Genomic DNA, 15,111 nt, shown 5'->3' with positions numbered 1-15,111 from the left:
GGCCTGGCACGCCGCGGGCGCCGGGCGGAGTGCTGATCAGGCGCGGTCGAGCAGGTGGTCGAACTCGCCGCCGCGGGCGCCGTCCAGCCACGCCGCGAACTCGGCGCGGGTGAACCGCAGCACCGGTCCGCCCCCGTCCTTGGTGTCGCGCACCTCGATCATGCCGTCGTGGACCCGCTGCTCCACGCAGGAGCCCTCCGCGTTGCTCGCACTCGCCTTGATCCAGCCCGTGTCACCGGTCATGAACTCGACTCCTCTACCGAGATGGCCTTGCCGAGCAGGTCAGCGAACACGTCCTCGTACTCGCGGACCTGGTCTGGACGTTCGACGTACCGCGCGCCCATCGAGAACTCGACGAACGTCACGGTCGGATCTTCGCCGTCCTCGAAGCCGAGGATCGCGAAGCTGCCTCGCATCGGGTAGGCGCCCACCGACCACGGCAGGACCCGCACCTCGGCGGCTCCGCTGTCGACGACCTCCCGGATGTGCGCCACCTGGGCGGCCATGACCTCGGTCGAGTCGACGACCAGCGAGAGCGCACCGGCGCCGAGGACGATCTTCAGGTCTGGTTGCCGAGCGAAGGCCCGACGTTGGCGATCCATGCGGAAGCGCACCCGCTCCTCGACCGAGTCGGGCGTCACGCGAGGGTCGGCCTCGATGACGGCGCGGGCGTAGTCCTCGGTCTGCAGCAGGCCGTGCACCAATTCGGGGTCGAAGCAACGCAGCGAGGCTGCGCTCTGCTCCAGACCGACGTAGAGCCCGAACCAGTCGGGCACCACCGCTTGCGCATACAGCTCAGTCCAGTCCTCCTGCTGCGTACCCGGCGCCAATCCCACGAGCTCGTCCGTGGTGTCCCGATCGGCGCCGTAGAGCCAGCACAACGCCATGACGGTCGCCATCTTCACCGGCGTCTGACCGGCCTCGATGCGGCTGACCGTCGCCCGGGAGGCGATCTGCGCCTCGACCACGTCGGCGACCTTCTTGCCCGACTTGAGGCGCAGTGCGCGCAGCTTCGAACCGAGCTGCCGTCGCACGACTAACGAGCCGCCCGCGCTCATCGCCACGTCCGGAGTGTCTCACGGTGAGTCATCGGAATGAGGTGGTGGAGTTCGGGGAGGTCGGGGCGGAGCCGGAGCAGATCGTCGTACCAGCCGACGATCCCGCACCCGGTCGGTCTCCTCGGCACGCGGCGAGTCGGCGTGCAGGGCGGCGATGGCGGCCTGGGCGCCGCCTGTGGGTCGAGCACGGGGTCACGACGCCCCGCTCAACCGACCGCCCGAGCGGCCGCGCGACCCGCCGTCCGGCCGGAGAACAGGCAGCCGCCGAGGAAGGTGCCCTCCAGGGCGTTGTAGCCCATCATCCCGCCGCCGCCGAAGCCGCTCACCTCGCCTGCGGCGTACAGGCCGGGCAGCGGGGTCCCGTCGGCGCGCAGGCAGCGGCCGTCCAGGTCGGTCTCCAACCCGCCGAGGGTCTTGCGGGACAGGATGTTGAGGCGGACGGCGATCAGCGGCCCGGCCCCCGGGTCCAGGATCCGGTGCGGTGTCGCCACCCGGATGAGCTTGTCGCCGCGGTAGCGGCGGGCCCCCCGCATCGCGGTCACCTGCGCGTCCTTGCTGAACTCGTGGTCGATCTCGCGGTCGCGGGCCTCGATCACCCCGCGCAGCGCCGGCTCGGTGAGCTCCGGTGCCTCCGGGTCGGCGATCGCGTTCATGCCCCGCACCAGTTCGGCGAGGGTGTCGGCGACCACGAAGTCCTCGCCGTGCCGCTTGAACGCCTCGACGGGGCCGGGCGCGCCCTTCTTCACCCGCGACAGCAGCAGCTTCACGTCCTTGCCGGTGAAGTCCGGGTTCTGTTCGGAACCCGACAGCGCGAACTCCTTCTCGATGATCTTCTGGGTCAGCACGAACCACGAGTAGTCGTAGCCCGTCGCGCGCAGGTGCCCGAGCGTGCCGAGGGTGTCGAACCCCGGGAAGAACGGCGCCGGCAGCCGGGCACCGGTGGCGTCCAGCCACAGCGACGACGGGCCGGGCAGGATCCGGATCCCGTGGTTGTCCCAGATCGGGTCCCAGTTGCGGACCCCCTCGACGTAGTGCCACATCCGGTCGGGGTTGATGACGCTGGCCCCGGCGTCCTGGGTGAGGCCGAGCATCCGCCCGTCCACGTGCGCGGGCACCCCGGCGACCATCCGCTGCGGCGGCGTGCCCAGTCGGGCCGGCCACGCCTTGCGGACCAGGTCGTGGTCGCCCCCGATCCCGCCGGAGGCGACGACCACCGCCTGGCCGCGGAGCTCGAAGCCGCCCACCCCCGCCCGCGACGTCGGGCGGCCGCGCTCCGCGGTCGACGGCTCCAGCACGGTGCCGTGCACACCCACCACCGTGCCGTCCTCGACCACGAGCCCGTCGACCCGGTGCCGGAAGGCGAGGGTGATCCGACCCGCCGAGACGTGCGCGCGCACCCGCCGTTCGAACGGCTCCACCACCCCGGGACCGGTGCCCCAGGTCAGGTGGAAGCGGGGTACCGAGTTGCCGTGCCCGTCGGCGCGGCCGTCGCCGCGCTCGGCCCAGCCGACCACCGGGAAGATGCGGTGGCCCATCCGGCGCAGCCAGGACCGCTTCTCCCCCGCGGCGAAGTCGACGTACGCCTCGGCCCAGGCCCGCGGCCACCGGTCCTGCGGCCGGTCGAACTGGGCGCTGCCCAGCCAGTCCTGCCAGGCCAGCTCGCGGGAGTCGCGGACCCCCATCCGCCGCTGCTCCGGGGAGCCGACCAGGAACAGCCCGCCCAGCGACCAGAACGCCTGGCCACCGAGGGACTGCTCGCCCTCCTGGTCCACCAGCAGCACCGACCGGCCCGTGTCGGCCGCTTCCGCGGCGGCGACCAGCCCGGCCAGCCCGGCCCCCACGACGACGACGTCGGCCCCGGTCACGACCCGCTCCCGGCGGCGTCCGGTACCCGCAGCAGCGCCGGCGGGACGAGGTGCTGGCCGGCGTGCATGTCGTTGGGGGTCGGGATCCGGACGCGCTCGACCGGTTCGTCGTTCATGGTCCTCATCTCTTGGGTGGTCTCATCTCTTGGGTGGTCTCATCTCTTGCGTGGTCTCCGAGTGGTGAGATCGGGCTCAGGCCGGGACCGCGGTGAGGACCGCTTCGGTCAGCTCCCGGGTGGTGGCGGTGCCGCCGAGGTCGGGGGTGCGGACCGCGCCGTCGGCGAGCGCCCGCTCGATGCCGGTCATCAGCGCCCGCGCGGCGGCCGACTCGCCGAGGTGGTCGAGCATCATCGCCGCCGACCAGAGCGCGCCGAGCGGGTTCGCGACGCCGCGCCCGGCGATGTCCGGCGCCGAGCCGTGCACCGGCTCGAACATCGACGGGAACTCCCGCTCGGGATTGATGTTCGCGGCAGGCGCGACGCCGATGCTGCCGGCGATGGCGGCGGCGAGGTCGCTGAGGATGTCGCCGAACAGGTTCGAGGCGACGATCACGTCGTAGGACGAGGGCGCCAGCACGAGTTTCGCGGCGAGTGCGTCGATGTGCTCCGAGCGCCAGCTCACCCCCGGGTGCAGGGCGGCGCGCTCACCGACGATCTCGTCCCAGAACGGCATCGTGTGCACGATCCCGTTGGACTTGGTGGCCGAGGTGAGCCGGCCGCGCCGGGTGGCCGCGAGGGTGAAGGCGTGGTCGACGATCCGGGTGACCCCGGGGCGGGTGAACACCGCCTCCTGGACGGCCATCTCGTCGGGGAAGCCGCGGCCCAGCCGCCCGCCGATCTCGCTGTACTCGCCCTCGACGTTCTCCCGGACGACGACGAAGTCGACCTCGCCCGGCGCGCGCAGCGGGCCGGGCAGCCCGTCGAGCACCCGGATCGGGCGCAGGTTGACGTACTGGCGGAACCGCCGCCGGATCGGGATCAGCAGGCCCCACAGCGACACGTGGTCGGGCACGCCCGGCCAGCCGACGGCACCGAGCAGGATCGCGTCGTGGCCGGCGATCCGGTCCAGGCCGTCGGCCGGCATCATCGCGCCGGTCTCCCGGTAGCGCCGGCACGACCAGTCGAAGTGGTCGTAGTCCAGCGTGAAGCCGAACCGCGTGGCGACCAGGTCGAGGGCCTGCTGCGCGGGCGGGATCACCTCCGTCCCGATGCCGTCGCCGGGGACGACCGCGATCCGGTACGCCGCGGTCATGCGCTGCGGCCGATCAGGTGGGCGTTGACGCAGTGCCGCGCGTGGCCGGCGAGCGCGGCGACCAGCTCGGTCGCGCCCTCCCGGCCGGCGGCGGCGCGGGCCTGCGCGGTCTGGCCGGCGAGGTGGGAGCAGACGATGATCCCGTCGACCCCGCGCAGCGGGCTGTCGGCCGGCAGCGGCTCGGCCACGGTGACGTCGAGCGCCGCCCCGGCGATCACCCCGTCGCGCACCGCGGCGGCCAGCGCCCGCTCGTCGACGACGGCGCCGCGGGCCGTGTTCACCAGCACCGCCGTCGGTCGCATGCCGCGCAGCTCGACGGCGCCGATCAGGCCGCGGGTGCGCTCGGTGAGCGCGGTGTGCAGCGAGACGTAGTCGGACGCGGCGAGCAGCTCGGGCAGTCCGACGAACCGGACGGCCGGGTCGGTCCGCTGGTCGGCGGGCACGCCGGTCGTGCACAGCACGGTCATCCCGAAGGCCCGTGCCAGCGGGACGACGGCCCGCGCCGCGGCGCCGTAGCCGACCAGGCCCAGGGTGGCGCCGCGCAGTTCCTGCCCGTCCTCGCGCGGCCAGCCCCCGGCAGCGACCCCGGCCGCGCTGTGCACGATCCGGCGGGCGGCGGCCAGCAGCAGGCCGAAGGTGTACTCGGCGACCGCGTTGGCGTTGACGCCCGGCAGGTTGCTGACGCCGATCCCGTGCCGGGCGGCGGCGGCCACGTCGATGGAGTCGTAGCCGACGCCGGTGCGGACCACGACCCGCAGCCGCGGCGCGCGGGCCAGCACGTCCGCGGTCATCGGCTCGTTGGCCACCAACGCGGCGTCGGCGTCCCGCAGGAGCTCGACCAGCTGTTCGGGGTCGCGGCGTCCGACGAGCGGCGCGTGGACGGTCCGCAGGCCGTGGCCGACGAGGTACCGGTCGACCTCGTCGCCGGGCGCGAGGTAGTCCGTGGTGATCAGGACGCGGGGGGCCGCGCTGGCGGTCATGTCGCCGGCCTCCATCTCGGTCGTTGAGGTGGCGCCGGTCACGCTACTTTTGCTATAGCAACTCCGTCAAGTGTTGCTTACCGGTGCGCCATCGCAACGGCTAGCATGACGACCATGCCGCGCGATCCGCTGGGGACCCTGGTCAACGACACGCTCGCCGACCGGTCGTACCGCGCCATCCGCGCCGCCATCACCACCGGCGAGCTGCGACCGGGCCAGAAGGTCACCGAGCGCGGTCTGGCCGAGCGGCTATCGGTGAGCCCCACCCCGGTCCGGGAGGCCATCCGCCGCCTGGAACAGGACGGCCTGCTCGAACGCACCGGGGCGCGCACGGTCAAGGTGTCCTCGCCCGGCGACACGGCCATCCAGGACCTCGCCGAGGTTGAGGTGGCGCTGCGCGGCATGGTCGCCCGGTTCGCCGCCCGGCACGCTACCGCCGAGCAACTCGACGAGCTCGACGCCGTGCTCGACGAGGCCGACGACCTGCTGATCGTGATCAAACAGCGGCGCGGCGCGGGCGAGGACACCAGCCGCCACCTCCGCCTGCTGCTCGACGCGATGCAGCGCTTCAACGACGTCGTCGACGCCTGCGCCGGCAACCCGGTGCTCGTGCGGCTGCTCGACCAGACCCGGGTCTTCTCCTGGCCCGAGCGGCGGGCCCGGCTGATCGAGCGGATCGCCCGCGACGAGACCTTCGGCCTGGACCGCTACGCCGGCCACCGCGCGCTGGTCCGGGCCCTGCGGGCGGGCGACTCCGCGGCCGCCGAGGCCCTGGTCATCGACGACGCCCGGGGCGGGCTGAGCGACCTGCTCACCCCGCCGTCGACCGGCCCCGGGAACCGGGAGTAGCCGCCGGACCAGGCGGCACGAGAGCGGACCGGCCGGGAGTACGAACCCGACCCGCATGGGCCGATCCCAGCGTCGAGGGGGCCGAATCGGACCCCGGCGGCGTGCGCCGATTGGACCTCCGCAACGGACCGGTTCGGCGCCAGGCTGGAGGCGGCAGGACGACCCGACGAACGGCTACACGACACATGCGAGGAGCAACCGTGCTGAGGCAGGTCGCGGACGGCGTGCACGTCCACCAGAGCGAGCTACTGCGGAACAACGCGGTCGTGGTGCAGGGCCGGGCCGGCGCGTTGCTCGTCGACCCCGGTCTGACCGGCGCCGAGATGGTCTGCCTCGCGAACGACCTCCGCGAGCTGGGCCGGCCCGTCGCGGCGGGCTTCGCCACCCATCCCGACTGGGACCACGTGCTCTGGCACCGCGACCTCGGCGACGTGCCCCGGTACGGCACGGCCCGCTGCGCGGCGTTCATGCGGAACCTGCGGTCGGACGCGGACTGGGCGGCCAGCGTCGCGCAGGGGCTGCCGCCGGAGATCGCCGACGACGTGCCACTGGAGCTGTTCGGCCTCGTCACCGGGCTGCCCGCCGGGACCACGCGGATTCCGTGGGACGGCCCGCGCGTGCGGATCGTCGAGCACCCGGCCCACGCCACGGGCCACGCCGCGCTGCTCGTCGAGGAGCGCGGCGTCCTCGTCGCCGGAGACATGCTCTCCGACCTCTTCGTCCCGATGCTCGACGTGGAGGGCGCCGCGGACCCGATCGGCGACTACCTCGTCGGGCTGCGGGAGATCGAGGCCGTGGCGGGCGATGTCGACGTCGTCGTCCCCGGCCACGGGTCCGTGGGCGGAGCCGGCCAGGCACGGGCCCGGATCGACCTGGACCGCGCGTACGTGCACGCCCTGCGTGACGGCCGTGATCCCGACGGCGACCCCCGGCTGGGCCCGACGGTCGAGCCCGGCTGGGAATGGGTCGGCGACATCCACACGGGCCAGGTGCAGAGCCTCGCCCGAAGGGCCACTACCGCCCGGTGACCCCCATAGCCCCGTGTCCTCGCAGGGGCGGTGTGGTCGGCGCAGCGTGCACAGCACCTGCGAGGACTACGGGGACTCTGCGAAGACGGCGTCGACCCCGTCGCCGGGCTGGTCGGCGCCGGGAGCCGGGTCGTCGATCACGTGCACGGGGTCGGGCACGTGCAGCGTCGCGGTCTCCCCCCGCCACCACCGGGGCCGCGCCGCGACCCGCGCGGTGATCCGGGTCCCGTCGGGCAGCTCGACGCGCACCCGCTGCGCCGGTCCGACGAACTCCACGGCGCGCACGGTGCCGGCGACCGCTGCGGGCGCCGGCGGTTCGAGTCGGACCTGCTCCGGCCGGAGCACGACCGTCACCGCGGCCCGGGGGCCGGGTTCGCAGGCCAGTTCGCCGAGCGCGGTGCGCACGATCGCGCCGACGCGCAGACCGGGCAGCAGCGTGGCCTCCCCGACGAAGCCGGCGAGCCACGCGGTCGCCGGGCGGGCGTAGAGCTCGCGGGGCTCGGCGACCTGGGCGATCCGGCCGGCGTGCAGGACCGCGACGCGGTCGCCGGTCGAGAGCGCCTCGTCCTGGTCGTGGGTGATCAGGACGGCGGTGCTGCCGGTGGCTCGCAGGACGTCGGCCACCTGGGTCCGCACGCCGGCGCGCAGCCCGGCGTCCAGCCCGGCGAACGGCTCGTCGAGCAGCACGACCTGCGGTCGCGGGGCGAGCGCGCGGGCCACCGCGACCCGCTGGCGCTGCCCGCCGGACAGCTCGTGCGGCATCCGGTCCTGCGCCCCGGCCATGTCGACCAGCGCCAGCAGCTCGGCGACCCGGGCCCGGCGGGTGGCGCGGGTGGTCCGGCCCAGCCCGAACGCCACGTTGGCGGCCACGTCGAGGTGCCCGAACAGCGCGCCCTCCTGCGGCACCAGCCCCACCCGCCGGCGCTCCGGGCGGAGCCCGGTGAGGTCGCGACCGCCGAGCACGACGCGCCCCGCGGTCGGCCGGTGCAGGCCGGCGACGGTGCGCAGCAGGGTGGTCTTCCCGCTGCCGCTGACGCCCAGGACGCAGACGAACTCGCCGTCGGCCACATCGAGGTCGACCCCGCGCAGGACCGCCTCGCCGCCGTGGCCGGCGACCAGGCCGCGCAACTGCAGGGCCACCGGGTCCGGCGCGGTCACCGCGCCGCCGCCGGGGTCCGGGCGAGCAGGGCGGCGGGCACGCACGCGATCACCACCAGGAGCAGCGCGGCGGGGGCCGCCGCGCCGTAGGCGCCCAGCGCGCTCTGCCGCCACAGCTCGGTGGCCAGCGTGTCGACCCCGGTCGGGCGCAGCATCAAGGTGGCGGGCAGCTCCTTCATCACGGTCACCACCACCAGCAGCCCGCCGGCGGCGATGCCCGGCCACGCCTGCCGGGCGGTGACGGCGAGCCAGGTCGCGCCGGCCCCGCGGCCCAGGGTGCGAGCCACCTCCTCCACCACCGGGGGCACCCGCTCCACCGCCGCCCGGGTGGCGCCGATGGCCTTGGGCATGAACAGCACCGCGTAGGCCAGCACCAGCACGGCCGTGCTCTGGTAGAGCGCGGGCACCGCGGACAGCGAGAAGAAGACCAGCGAGAGCCCCACCACGATGCCGGGCAGGCCGTGCCCCAGGTAGGCCGTCGACTCGACGGCGGCGACCAGCCGGCCGCGGTACCGCGCGGCCAGCACCGCCACCGGTACGGCCAGCGCGACCGCCAGCACCGCCGCGCCCACTCCGAGCGCGAGCGTGGTCCCCGCGGCGCGCAGCAGGTCGGGCACGTCGACGCCGTTGCGGGTGCCCTCCACCAGGCGCCCGAGCAGCACGACCACCGGGAACGCCAGCGACGCCGCGGCCACTCCGGCGAGGGCGAGCACGGCCGCGACCGTCGCCCCCCGACCCGGGACGACCTGGGCCACCTCCCGGACGGCGACGCCGGCCCGGCCGCGCACCCACCGGCGCCGGGCCCGGCGCTCCGCGGCGACCAGCGCCAGGGTGAGCGCCACCAGCACCAGCGCGAGCACCGCGGCGGCGGTCCGGTCGAAGGTGCCCTCGTACGCGGCGCGGATGGCCCAGGTGAACACGTCGTGGCGGAGCAGCGCGACGGCCCCGAAGTCGGAGAGGGTGTAGAGGGCGACCAGCAGGACGCCGGCCAGCGCGGCCGGCAGCACCTGCGGCAGCGTCACCGCGCGGAACGTGGCCAGCGGCCCGCGGCCGAGCGTGCGCGCCACGTCCTCCTGGGCGGCGTCGACCATCCGGAACGCGGCGGCCACCGGCAACGTCACGTACGGGGTGCAGGCCAGCACCATCACCACCGTCAGCGGCAGCAGACCGTGCGTCCCCGGCCAGGTGGCCACGACCGCGAAGGCCAGCAGGTAGGACGGCATGGCCAGGGGCAGCGCCGCGAGGACCCACCACAGCCGCGGGGCGGGCAGCCGGACGCGGGTCAGCAGCCAGCCGGTCGCGGTGCCGAGCACCAGGCTCCCGGCCGCGACCGCCCCCACCAGGACCAGCGAGTTGGTCGCGAGCAGCCAGGTGCGCTCCCGGCCGAGTACGGCCGCGACCCGGTCGCCCGCCCCGGCGACCCGCACCAGCAGGTAGCCCAGCGGGAGCGCGGCGAGCAGTGCCGCGGCGCCCGCCGCGACGAGCAGGGCGGGCGCCGGGCGGCGGTGCGCGGGGCTCAGACCAGCCCCACTTCGGTGAGCAGCGCGACGGTCTGCTCCAGCGAGGCCAGGTCGGACAGGTCGAGGTCCGGCCCGTCCAGCTCGGCGAGCGCCGGCACGCCCGACGGCGCCGGCACGGAGTCGACCAGCGGGTACTCCGCGGTCTCGGTGGCGAAGTAGGTCTGCGCCTGGGTGCCGACCAGGAACTTCACCAGCTCCAGGGCCTCCGGCGAGTCGGCGGCCTCGGTGAGGATCCCCGCGCCGGTCACGTTGACCAGGGCCAGCGCGGTGCCCGGGTCGCCGAAGGCGATCTGCGCGCGCAGCGCGGCGGGATCGGTCTCCGAGCTGGCCCAGTAGTAGTGGTTGATCAGGCCGAGGTCGACGGCGCCGGTGTTGACCGCCTCCAGGATCGCCCCGTTGCCCTGCATGATCTGCGGCTCGTTGGCGAGCAGCCCCTGCAGCCACGCCCGGGCGGCGTCCTCGCCCTGCAGCACCCGCAGCGCGGTGACGTAGGCCTGGAACGACGCGTTGGTCGGGGCGATGGCGATCTGCCCGCGCCAGCGCGGGTCGAGCAGCTCCTGGGGGTCGCCGGGCACCTGGTCGGCCGGCACCTCCTGGCTGTCGTAGGCCACGACCCTGGCGCGGCCGGTCAGCCCGACCCAGACCCCGTCGGTGGAGCTGAGCGTCGGCTCGACCGTGCCGGTGACCTCCGCGGGCAGCGGCGCCAGCCTGCCCTGCGCGGCCAGCGCGCCGAGCGCGCCGGCGTCCTGGGAGAGGAACACCTGCGCGGGCGTCGCCGCGCCTTCCTCCAGCAGCTGGGCGGCGATCTCGGTGGTGGAGCCGTACCGGGTCTCCACGGTGATGCCGGACGCCTGCTCGAACTGCTCGATCAGCGGCCCGACCAGTTCCTCGTCGCGACCGGAGTAGAGCACCAGGGTGCGCTCCTCCGCGACGACGGGACCGGCCGCGGCGGCCGGCTCCGCAGCGCCGCCACCGCACCCGGCGAGGGTCAGGACGGCCAGGGCCGCGGCGGCGAACGGCAGCGCACGGTGCCGAGATGATCGCATGCGGGACCTCACGTCTTTCGTCGTCAATGCCGGATCTGTCCGGTCGACCGAGGGCAGGCTAACCTTCACTCCAGCCCGCGCGATGTCCCGAGAATTGAGGGGTCGGCATGATCACCACCGGTGAGACCCGGCCCGGCCCGGCCGCGGTCCTCCTGGTCGACGACCACCGCGTCTTCGCCGACGCGCTGGCCATCGGGGTGACCGCCCAGCCCGATCTGACCTGCGTCGCGGTCGCCTACACCGCGGCGGCCGCGCGGGCGGCCATGGCCCCGGGCACCGCCGTCGACCTGGCGGTCGTCGACCTCGACCTGCCCGACGACAGCGGCATGCGCCTGGTCGAGGAGTTCGCCGCGCACCGGCCGGTGATCGTGCTCACCGCGCACCCCCGGGTGGACCTCGCGCGCCGGGCCGCGGGCGCCGGCGCGGCCGGCTTCCTGGCCAAGGACGCGTCGCTGCCCGAGATGCTGGCCGCGGTACGCGGCGCCCTCGCCGGGGAGCCCGTCCGGTCGTGGGAGTCCGACACCGCGGTGCACCTGACCGCGCGGGAGCAGCAGGTGCTCGACGGGCTCGCGCGCGGCCGGGACGCCGCCCGGATCGCCGCCGAACTGGGCATCTCCGTGCACACCACGCGCGACCACATCCGCGTGCTGCTCGCCAAGCTCGGGGTGCACAGCCAGCTCGACGCCGTGGTCACCGCCGACCGGCTGGGCCTGGTCGCCGTCGGCGCCGCGATCTGACCGGCGCCGGTCCGCGATGGTCCCCACCACCCTGCGCCGCCTCGCCGGACTGACCGTGCTGGCCGCGGTGCTGCTGTGCGGGCTGGTCGCGCTCGGCGTCCGGCTGATCGGCGAGGCCGAGGGCGAGCGCACCGCGCACCGGGTCTCCACGCAGGTCGCCGCCGCGGTGCTCGTCCGGCTGGCCGAGTACGACTTCACCGGTTTCGGCCCGGCCGACCGCGCGGAGCTGGCCACCGACCTCGCCCCCTTCGTCGACTCGGGGATGGTCTTCCGGATCAAGGTCTGGTCGGTCGAGGGCGACCGGGTGCGCATCGTGTTCTCCGACGAGCAGCGCATCGAGTCGCAGCTGCGCCCGTTCGACCCGCAGCTGGGCGCCCGGCTCGACGCGGGCGAGACGGTCGTCCTGCCGGTGCCCGACGACGCCGAGCACCGCTTCGAGTCCGACCGCGCCGACGACCTGCGCGAGGTCTACATCGGCTTCCGCGACGCCGCGGGCGCGCCGGCCCGGTTCGAGATCTACGTCCCGGTCGACGTCACGAGCACGGTCCGGCACGCCATGGGGGTGCTGCTGCCGCTGGCGCTGGCCGGGGTGCTGCTGCTCGGCTGCGCGATGCTGCCGCTCGCGGTGGTCGTCGCCCGGCGGATCGACCGCGACCGGCGGGAGCGTCAGGACGCGCTGCACTACGGCCTCGCCGCCGCCGAGCTCGCCCGCCGCGACCTCGCCCGCAAGCTGCACGACGACGTCATCCCCGACCTGGCCGGCGCCGGGCTGCTGCTCGACACCGCGGCCACCTCCACCCCCTCGCGGGCGGGCGAACTGGTCGCCACCGTCCGCGCCCGCATCCACGACAGCGCCCGCCAGCTCCGCGCCCTGCTCTCCGACCTCGCCCCGCCCGCCATCGAGCCGGCGACCGTCCCGCAGGCGTTCGCCCGCCTCATCGCCGGACTGGCCGGCGACGGGCCCCGCTCGACCCTGGACGTGGCCGACGACCTGCGGCTGGGCCCGGACGCGGCGGTGCTGCTGCACCGCGCCACCGGCGAACTGCTCCGCAACGCGCTCATCCACAGCGGCGCCACCGCCATCCGGGTCGCCATCGCCCCGGAGGACGGCGACCGGGTGCGGGTCACCGTCACCGACGACGGCCGCGGCTTCGACCCCACCACCCCCTCCCGCCCCGGTCACATCGGGCTGCTGCTGGTCCGCCGGGCGGTGGAGGACGCGGGCGGGACCATGACCGTGCACAGCGGCCCCGGCACGTCCGTCGACCTGGTCGTCCCGGCCGACCTGCGGCTGCGGCCCGTCGACGTGCCCGCCGGTCGGGGTGTGCGGGCTCGGTGAAAACAAGTGGCCGCCGTGGGACCCTCCCAGCGTGGTGGCTGGCCATGAGGCAGGGTGGTCTCGCAGGGCTGGTGGGGACGTCGCAGTGCTGGGTGGGTCGTCACAGCCCGCCGGGGGGCTGCGCGGCCACACCCGGGGCTGCGCGCCACACCTGGTGCTGCGAGGACGGCCCGGCGAGGCGGCGCGCAGCGCCGCGAGCCGGGCCGGCCAGGCCCGGTGGGCGCGGAGCGCCCACACCCCTCCCGAGTGCTCCCCTGCTCGAGCCGAGGTCGCCCTCCGCGTAGGAGCCGCCGGAGGCGCCCTTAAGCGCCCGCTTCGCGGTCGACGCCGAGCGAGTGCGCCCTTCGCCCAACCTGGTTGCGCGAACGCGCCTCTCGCCCAATCCGCTTCGCCGGTCCCGTCGGCGCGAGCGCGCCGTTCGCCCAACCTGGTTGCACGAACGCGCCTCTCGCCCAACCCGCGCCGGTCCCGCCGGCTCCCGTCGAGAACGAAGGTCGCCCTGGCGCGACACAGGCGCACACTCGGCCGCTCGACGAGGACGTCCTCGCCCGGCGGCGGTGGGCGGTGTCGCCCGATCCGCCCGGTCGACCGAAGGGAAACCGTAAGGTCGCCACGCCAGGTTGGATCCATGCGCAAGATCGTCAACTCCACCTACGCCACCCTCGACGGCTTCATCGACGACCCGCAGGACTGGTCGCTGCAGTACACCGACGAGCAGCCGCAGGCCTACGCCCTCGCGATGACCACCGCCGCCGATGCGCTGCTGCTCGGCCGGGTCACCTACGAGGGCATGGCGCAGGCGTGGCCGCACATGGGCGGCAACCCGTTCGGCGACCACGTCAACGCCATGGCCAAGTACGTCGTCGCCTCGCAGCCGGTCGACACCTCGGCCTGGAACCCCACCGTCGTCATCCCCGGCGACGACATCGTCGGCCAGGTCGCCAAGCTCAAGGAGCAGGACGGCGCCGACATCCTGATCTGGGGCACCGGGGCCCTCACCGATGCGCTCACCGCGGCCGGGCTGCTCGACGAGTACCGGATCTGGGTGTGCCCGGTGATCAAGGGCAGCGGGGAGCCGCTGTTCCGCGAGGCCAGCGCCACGACCCTCGACCTGGTGGACACGACCACGTTCCCCAGCGGGGTCGTCGTGCTCACCTACCGGCCGGTCCCGGCCACATCCTGACCGGTCGACCTCAGGCCCGGTCCCGCTGCGCCAGGGACCGGGCCCGCTGCGGGGGCAGGGCCGCTCCGCGCGCGAACAGCGCCGCGAAGTCGGCTTCGACCGCCCGGACCTGCGCGGTGATCCGGTCCAGCTCGGCCCGGTCGGACACCGACGGCGCCCGTCCCACCTCCCGCCAGGCCCGGTCGGCGGCGCCCAGCAGTTGCGCGGCCGGGCCGGGCCTGCCGTCCGCGGCCAGCGCGGCGGCCATGCCGACCAGCGCCGGCGGGTAGTCGTGTCCCGGGCTCTCGTCGAGGGCCTCCTCGTGCAGCTCCAGCGCCGCGCCCGGTTCGCCGCGCTGCCCCAGCAGCATCCCCAGCTCGACGAGGACCATCGGCAGGTAGGGCGGGTTCCCGCCGGACACCTGCTGCTGCCCCCGGGCGGCGGCCAGCAGCCCGCGCAGGTGCACCTCGGCCTCGTCCGGGTCGCCGCCGCGGCGGGCGGCGAAGGCGAGGCTGAGCGTGGCGAACACCTCGCCGGCATGCTGGCCCTGCTCGACGGCCAGCCGGCGGGCCCGCCTGCCGTGCTCGCGGGCCAGCGGGTAGTCCGCGAGCTGGGTCGAGGCCCAGGCCAGCCAGCCCACCCGGCCCGCCACCTCGGGCCAGAGCCCCAGCTCCTCGGCCGTGCGCAGGTCGGCGGCGGCCAGCCGGGCGACCCGCGCGTGGTCGCCGGTCAGGTCGGCCAGGGCGATCAGCCAGTCGGTGGCCTGCAGCGCACCCCAGGCGTCCCCGAGCCCGCCGAACAGCTCGGCGCTGCGCCGGGCGTCGCGCTCCAGCACGGGCCGGTCGTTGCGGATGTGGGCGAGCATCGCGCGGGTGGTCAGGGTCAGCGCCTCGCTCCACGGGTCGTCCGCCGACCGGGCGGCGTCCAGGGCGAGCGACACCAGCTCGGCGGCGGTGTCGTCGTCGCCGAAACCGACGATCGAGGTGACCGCGAACGCCGCCGCCCGCGCCAGCCCGCCGGCGTCCGCCACCCGGGCGTAGTCGCGCAGCACCGCCGCCGCCCGCGCCGGCTCGGCCGCCGCCTGCCGGACGGCGAGGCCGACGGCCCACACCCGGGCC

At 75.2% G+C, this 15,111-nt stretch carries 13 protein-coding genes and 1 pseudogene; 5 read left to right on the top strand and 9 right to left on the bottom strand.

Translation table 11 applies throughout. From position 1 onward, the window contains the following. Positions 1–36: 36 nt before the first annotated feature. The 5 genes from KIK08_RS01310 to KIK08_RS01290 form a co-directional block, all read right to left on the bottom strand. Positions 37–243, bottom strand: a complete 207-nt coding sequence (locus KIK08_RS01310) for a DUF397 domain-containing protein (protein ID WP_214401078.1) — start codon at positions 241–243, stop codon at positions 37–39. Continuing rightward, complete coding sequence (locus KIK08_RS01305) at positions 240–1,058, bottom strand: helix-turn-helix domain-containing protein (protein WP_250556092.1); 819 nt, start codon at positions 1,056–1,058, stop codon at positions 240–242. Before KIK08_RS01305 ends, KIK08_RS01310 begins: the two co-directional genes overlap by 4 nt. Positions 1,059–1,264: 206 nt before the next feature. Continuing rightward, a complete protein-coding gene (locus KIK08_RS01300) occupies positions 1,265–2,923 on the bottom strand; it encodes an FAD-binding dehydrogenase (protein WP_214401076.1) in 1,659 nt (552 codons plus the stop codon). A 192-nt stretch (positions 2,924–3,115) separates the two neighbouring features. Beyond that, the gene (locus tag KIK08_RS01295; RefSeq protein ID WP_214401075.1) at positions 3,116–4,174 is read right to left on the bottom strand and encodes a tartrate dehydrogenase; all 1,059 of its coding nucleotides are present in this window, start codon (positions 4,172–4,174) and stop codon (positions 3,116–3,118) included. Next, complete coding sequence (locus KIK08_RS01290) at positions 4,171–5,196, bottom strand: phosphoglycerate dehydrogenase (RefSeq protein ID WP_308257312.1); 1,026 nt, start codon at positions 5,194–5,196, stop codon at positions 4,171–4,173. The genes KIK08_RS01295 and KIK08_RS01290 overlap by 4 nt, the downstream gene beginning before the upstream one ends. Before the next feature lie 72 nt (positions 5,197–5,268). Between KIK08_RS01290 and KIK08_RS01285 the strand changes: the two genes are divergently transcribed. Further along, positions 5,269–6,003: a GntR family transcriptional regulator gene (locus tag KIK08_RS01285; protein WP_214401074.1), complete on the top strand. Its 735-nt coding sequence runs from the start codon at positions 5,269–5,271 to the stop codon at positions 6,001–6,003. Between the two features lie 200 nt (positions 6,004–6,203). Further along, positions 6,204–7,031, top strand: coding sequence for an MBL fold metallo-hydrolase (locus tag KIK08_RS01280; protein ID WP_214401073.1), 828 nt, complete (start codon positions 6,204–6,206; stop codon positions 7,029–7,031). A 66-nt stretch (positions 7,032–7,097) separates the two neighbouring features. On the opposite strand, the gene KIK08_RS01275 is transcribed toward KIK08_RS01280, so the two are convergent. The 3 genes from KIK08_RS01275 to KIK08_RS01265 form a co-directional block, all read right to left on the bottom strand. Beyond that, positions 7,098–8,189, bottom strand: a complete 1,092-nt coding sequence (locus KIK08_RS01275) for an ABC transporter ATP-binding protein (RefSeq protein WP_214401072.1) — start codon at positions 8,187–8,189, stop codon at positions 7,098–7,100. Further along, positions 8,186–9,616 carry an ABC transporter permease gene (locus KIK08_RS01270; RefSeq protein ID WP_308257310.1) on the bottom strand — a complete coding sequence of 477 codons (1,431 nt, stop codon included), beginning with the start codon at positions 9,614–9,616 and terminating at the stop codon, positions 8,186–8,188. Before KIK08_RS01270 ends, KIK08_RS01275 begins: the two co-directional genes overlap by 4 nt. 89 nt (positions 9,617–9,705) lie before the next feature. Continuing rightward, positions 9,706–10,755: an extracellular solute-binding protein gene (locus KIK08_RS01265; RefSeq protein WP_214401071.1), complete on the bottom strand. Its 1,050-nt coding sequence runs from the start codon at positions 10,753–10,755 to the stop codon at positions 9,706–9,708. A 107-nt stretch (positions 10,756–10,862) separates the two neighbouring features. On the opposite strand from KIK08_RS01265, the gene KIK08_RS01260 reads away from it, so the two are divergent. The 3 genes from KIK08_RS01260 (at position 10,863) to KIK08_RS01250 (ending at position 14,014) form a co-directional block, all read left to right on the top strand. Then, positions 10,863–11,492 (top strand): response regulator transcription factor, encoded by a 630-nt coding sequence (locus KIK08_RS01260; protein WP_214401070.1) that lies wholly within the window; start codon positions 10,863–10,865, stop codon positions 11,490–11,492. A 16-nt stretch (positions 11,493–11,508) separates the two neighbouring features. Beyond that, entirely contained in the window at positions 11,509–12,831 is a 1,323-nt protein-coding gene (locus tag KIK08_RS01255) for a sensor histidine kinase (protein WP_214401069.1), read from the top strand. A gap of 628 nt (positions 12,832–13,459) precedes the next feature. Next, positions 13,460–14,014: a dihydrofolate reductase family protein gene (locus KIK08_RS01250; RefSeq protein ID WP_214401068.1), complete on the top strand. Its 555-nt coding sequence runs from the start codon at positions 13,460–13,462 to the stop codon at positions 14,012–14,014. A gap of 10 nt (positions 14,015–14,024) precedes the next feature. Here KIK08_RS01250 and KIK08_RS01245 read toward each other — a convergent pair. Further along, positions 14,025–15,111 (bottom strand): annotated as a pseudogene (locus KIK08_RS01245) (hypothetical protein); the annotation flags it as partial.

The sequence above is a fragment of the Pseudonocardia lacus genome, from assembly GCF_018531445.1.
Classification (GTDB): domain Bacteria; phylum Actinomycetota; class Actinomycetes; order Mycobacteriales; family Pseudonocardiaceae; genus Pseudonocardia; species Pseudonocardia lacus.
This window is presented reverse-complemented; position numbering and strand designations above follow the sequence as displayed.

Excerpts from the sequence above, each read along its gene's own strand:
- KIK08_RS01310 (WP_214401078.1), bottom strand. The coding sequence starts at position 243 with ATGACCGGTGACACGGGCTGGATCAAGGCGAGTGCGAGCAACGCGGAG.
- KIK08_RS01305 (WP_250556092.1), bottom strand. The coding sequence starts at position 1,058 with ATGAGCGCGGGCGGCTCGTTAGTCGTGCGACGGCAGCTCGGTTCGAAG.
- KIK08_RS01295 (WP_214401075.1), bottom strand. The coding sequence starts at position 4,174 with ATGACCGCGGCGTACCGGATCGCGGTCGTCCCCGGCGACGGCATCGGG.
- KIK08_RS01285 (WP_214401074.1), top strand. The coding sequence starts at position 5,269 with ATGCCGCGCGATCCGCTGGGGACCCTGGTCAACGACACGCTCGCCGAC.
- KIK08_RS01265 (WP_214401071.1), bottom strand. The coding sequence starts at position 10,755 with ATGCGATCATCTCGGCACCGTGCGCTGCCGTTCGCCGCCGCGGCCCTG.
- KIK08_RS01260 (WP_214401070.1), top strand. The coding sequence starts at position 10,863 with ATGATCACCACCGGTGAGACCCGGCCCGGCCCGGCCGCGGTCCTCCTG.
- KIK08_RS01255 (WP_214401069.1), top strand. The coding sequence starts at position 11,509 with ATGGTCCCCACCACCCTGCGCCGCCTCGCCGGACTGACCGTGCTGGCC.
- KIK08_RS01250 (WP_214401068.1), top strand. The coding sequence starts at position 13,460 with ATGCGCAAGATCGTCAACTCCACCTACGCCACCCTCGACGGCTTCATC.